The following is a 3,668-nucleotide window of genomic DNA, read 5'->3' on the forward strand; positions in this document are numbered from 1 at the left end:
TTCCTGAAAAATCATGGCAATGTCTTTGCCGCAAATTTGGCGGATTTCCTTTGCAGATAAATTGAGTAAATCCTTTCCCTCAAAGCTGATCTTGCTTTGATTAGCAATTTGGCTTTGTCCTTTCGGTAGCAAGCCCATAATCGCCAGTGAAGTCACGGATTTACCACTGCCCGACTCACCCACCAAAGCCACCGTTTTATTTTTGGGAATGGTAAATGAAATGCCCTTGACCGTTTCAATCCACTGCTTATTTTCACCCTTAAAACTGATATGCAGATTTTCGACTTCCAATAATGGCGTTTCATGATAATTTTGCATCTTATTGCTCCGCTATCTTAGTTTGGGATCAAGTGCATCACGCAATGCATCGGTAAACATCGAGAATGCGGTGACCAAAATAGCCATTGCAATCGATGCCGCAGCCAGTTGCCACCATTTCCCCAAAATCAATTCACTTTGCGCTTCATTGAGCATACTGCCCCATGACACCACACCGACAGGGACGCCAAAACCAAGGAAGCTCAGAATCACTTCAGATTTAATGAATGACACCACCAGAATCGAAATTTGAACCAACGCGATATGACTGACATTCGGGAAAATATGCACAAACATACGGCGTAAATGACTCACTCCAATGGCTTTGGCGGCAAGTACATATTCACGCGATTTGTGCTTCATATATTCAGCACGAACCAAACGAAATACCCCAGTCCAACCCGTTAGACCTAAAATCAAAACAATTGACAAAATTCCTTTTTGTTGGAGTACCGCAGCGATCGCGAGCACTAATAGCAGATAAGGAATCGAAGTGAAAATGTTATAGAACCAGTTCAGTACATCATCAATCCAACCGCCAAAATAACCTGCAATCGCGCCAAGAAAAGTACCAATCACCACCGCCAATAAAGCAGATAACAAACCGACCAGAATTGATGTTTCAGCACCTTTAATAGTTTTGAGCAGCACATCTTGCCCCCACTTATCTGCCCCAAAAGGCAACGTGGTTTTTAACTCTTGTTTTTGATCAAGTAGATGCCCACCAAGCTGTTGATCAATTTGCAGCATATCCTCTGCTAAAGGATCAACCACACCATAATTATCAATGACTGAGCTACCTTGTTGTTCAGCCTGAATTTCGGCATTGAGCTGTTGAATCACATCTTTCAATGGATCAACTGGATTTTCAGGTAATGCCTCTGTCTTCTGGCTACTGTCTTTCATTTGATCTGACTCAGTATCCGCCCCTAAAAATGTCGGTGGCGCGTAGCTGACAGCAACTTCTTTATTCCAATTAGAAGCAATCACGCCTGTCATGGATAAAGCCAGCAAAATGAAATAAAACAGTACGATCACAAACGAAACAACTGCAATACGATCTGATTTCAATCGATTCAAGGCCAAATGCCAGAGTCCTGTTGACGCAGATGATTCATTTGAGGAGGTTTTGCCTTTAAAAATTGTACTGAGCATCGTGATCCTCCTATTTCAACTGAACACGAGGGTCGATGGCTTTGTAGATCAGATCAGCAATCAAATTAAAAATCATGGTGACGGCTGCCACATAAACAGTAATCGCCTTAATCACAGGAAAATCACTACGTTCAACTGCAATAATAATTTCACGACCAATCCCAGGAATCCCAAAGAAACGCTCAATCAAAAATGCACCAATTAATAAAGCTGGCAAGCTTGCCATCACTTCGGTGACAATCGGAATCGAGGCATTACGCAACACATGAATGCCCAAAACCCGTGTTTCAGGCACACCTTTAGCACGGGCCGTCCGCACATAGTCCTGATGAATTTCATCCAGCACAAAACTACGATACAGACGTAAGGTTGGTGCAATGCTCACCACCAGCATAATCAGGATGGGTAATAAGGAATAATAGAATAGATTTTCGCTAAAGCTGTCGCTCCAGCCCTGCACAGGAAACCAGCCCAACTGATAGGCCAAGACATACTGGAAGATAATGATATAGACCAAAATACTGATCGACATGCCGACAGTGCATAGCATCATCACCATACGGTCTGTCAGTGAACCACGTACCGATGCCACCGCCAAGGCCAGTACAATCGAGATCACAGTTTGTAAAATCACCAATGGAACCAGCAAGGTCAGCGATGGCCCCAAACGGGTCAGGATAATCTGCGATACTGATTCGCCTGTACTCCAGCTTGCGCCATAATCAAAAGTCAGAATCTGCTTGATAAAAATCCACAACTGCATATAGTACGGCTGATCCACGCCCAACTGTTTACGGATATTTTCAATCTGTTCTGGATTGGACATTTTGCCTGCCAGAATATAGGCAGGGTCGCCACCAACCCAGTTAAACAGGAAAAAAATCAGCAAAATGACCCCCAACATGGTCGGAATCATTTGCCAGAGTCTACGCACGACATAAGCGAACATCTTGGTACATCCTTATTTGACGCGTTGTCCTGTAATCTCATTCAGAAATGCCTTGTTGTCAGGCGCCCTACCCAGAAAATCTTTCACCAATTCAGCCGCTTTTTTCTGGCTGCCTTGTGACAAAACCGTTTGACGATAACGTTGCCCAATTTCTGGATTATTCAGGTTATCCCCAAAGGCAGATAACATATCCAGTGCCAACACTTCTGACCACATATAACCGTAGTAGCCCGCCTGATAGCCCATTAAATGCCCGAACTGCCCTGGGAACTGAGTATTTTCCACATAGCCCAAAGCAGTTGCCGATTCCATTTTTTTCCAGACATCCAATGGTTGCAGCTGGCGAGGGTCTTTATCATGCAATGCCATATCATATTGCGCATACAGGGTTTGGCGAGCATAACGTGCGCCACGTCCATAATTATGTACCGCATTTAAACGTTCAATCAGCGCATCATCAATACGTGGACAGGCTGGATCACAATAGTCTGCCACTTTAGACAAGGTTTCCTTACGTCTCGCCCATTCTTCATACATCTGCGAGGGTGCTTCAACAAAGTCACGCTCGACTGATGTTCCAGACTGTCCCACATAACGGGTATCGGACAAAATGCCATGCAAGGCATGTCCAAACTCATGTACAAAGGTTTCCAGCTCATTGCTGTTTAAACCTTTGCGATTAAAATTGGTCACTAAAACCGAAATTGGTTTACGCCCTGTTAAACTACTGCCGCCATACACGCCCCATACCGCAGCATGCCCATATTTGCCCTCACGCGGGAATTTATCCATATACAAACCGCCAAGCAGTTGTCCTGTTTTCTGATCGGTCACATCGTAATATTCAACTTCATCCTGCCATGTATCCACTTTGGCAGGCTTAAACTCAATGCCATACAGATTTGAGGAAATCGCAAACAACCATTTCTGTGCAGCTAAAGTTGGGAAATAATCACGCAATTTTTCCTGATCAATCTGGTATTTGTCCTTACGTAATTTCTCTGTCCAATAACCCACGTTCCAGCGTGTAATCTCTGCCTGTTCTAAAGAAATATTTAGAGTTTTTGCCTTAAATTCCCTTAATTCCTGCATTTCCTTTTGCTCAAGTGGCGTCACAATCTGGTAAATATTATTCAGGAAATCATTCACTGTTTTTGGATTTTTCGCCATGCGTTTTTTTAAGGCGAGATCGGCATAGCTTGGCTCACCGAATAACTGTGCCTGTTCATAACGGAGGTCAATAATC

The 3,668-nt window shown here is 43.7% G+C and carries 4 protein-coding genes; all 4 read right to left on the reverse strand.

Annotated elements, in window-relative coordinates; genetic code table 11:
* Positions 1–318 (reverse strand): ATP-binding cassette domain-containing protein (locus B4H32_RS08340; protein ID WP_286801830.1); only part of this gene is annotated, 318 nt, incomplete at its 3' end.
* Between the two features lie 12 nt (positions 319–330).
* On the reverse strand, positions 331–1,473 hold the full coding sequence (locus B4H32_RS08345; protein WP_286801833.1) for an ABC transporter permease: 1,143 nt from the start codon (positions 1,471–1,473) through the stop codon (positions 331–333).
* A gap of 10 nt (positions 1,474–1,483) precedes the next feature.
* A complete protein-coding gene (locus B4H32_RS08350; RefSeq protein WP_004682879.1) occupies positions 1,484–2,422 on the reverse strand; it encodes an ABC transporter permease in 939 nt (312 codons plus the stop codon).
* A 12-nt stretch (positions 2,423–2,434) separates the two neighbouring features.
* The coding region (locus B4H32_RS08355) for a M3 family metallopeptidase (RefSeq protein WP_286801844.1) at positions 2,435–3,668 on the reverse strand (1,234 nt) is incomplete at its 5' end.

The sequence above is a fragment of the Acinetobacter sp. UBA2063 genome (assembly GCF_002333245.1).
In the GTDB taxonomy this organism is placed as follows: domain Bacteria; phylum Pseudomonadota; class Gammaproteobacteria; order Pseudomonadales; family Moraxellaceae; genus Acinetobacter; species Acinetobacter parvus.

Coding starts and splice junctions, on each gene's coding strand:
- B4H32_RS08345 (WP_286801833.1), bottom strand. CDS start 1,473: ATGCTCAGTACAATTTTTAAAGGCAAAACCTCCTCAAATGAATCATCT.
- B4H32_RS08350 (WP_004682879.1), bottom strand. CDS start 2,422: ATGTTCGCTTATGTCGTGCGTAGACTCTGGCAAATGATTCCGACCATG.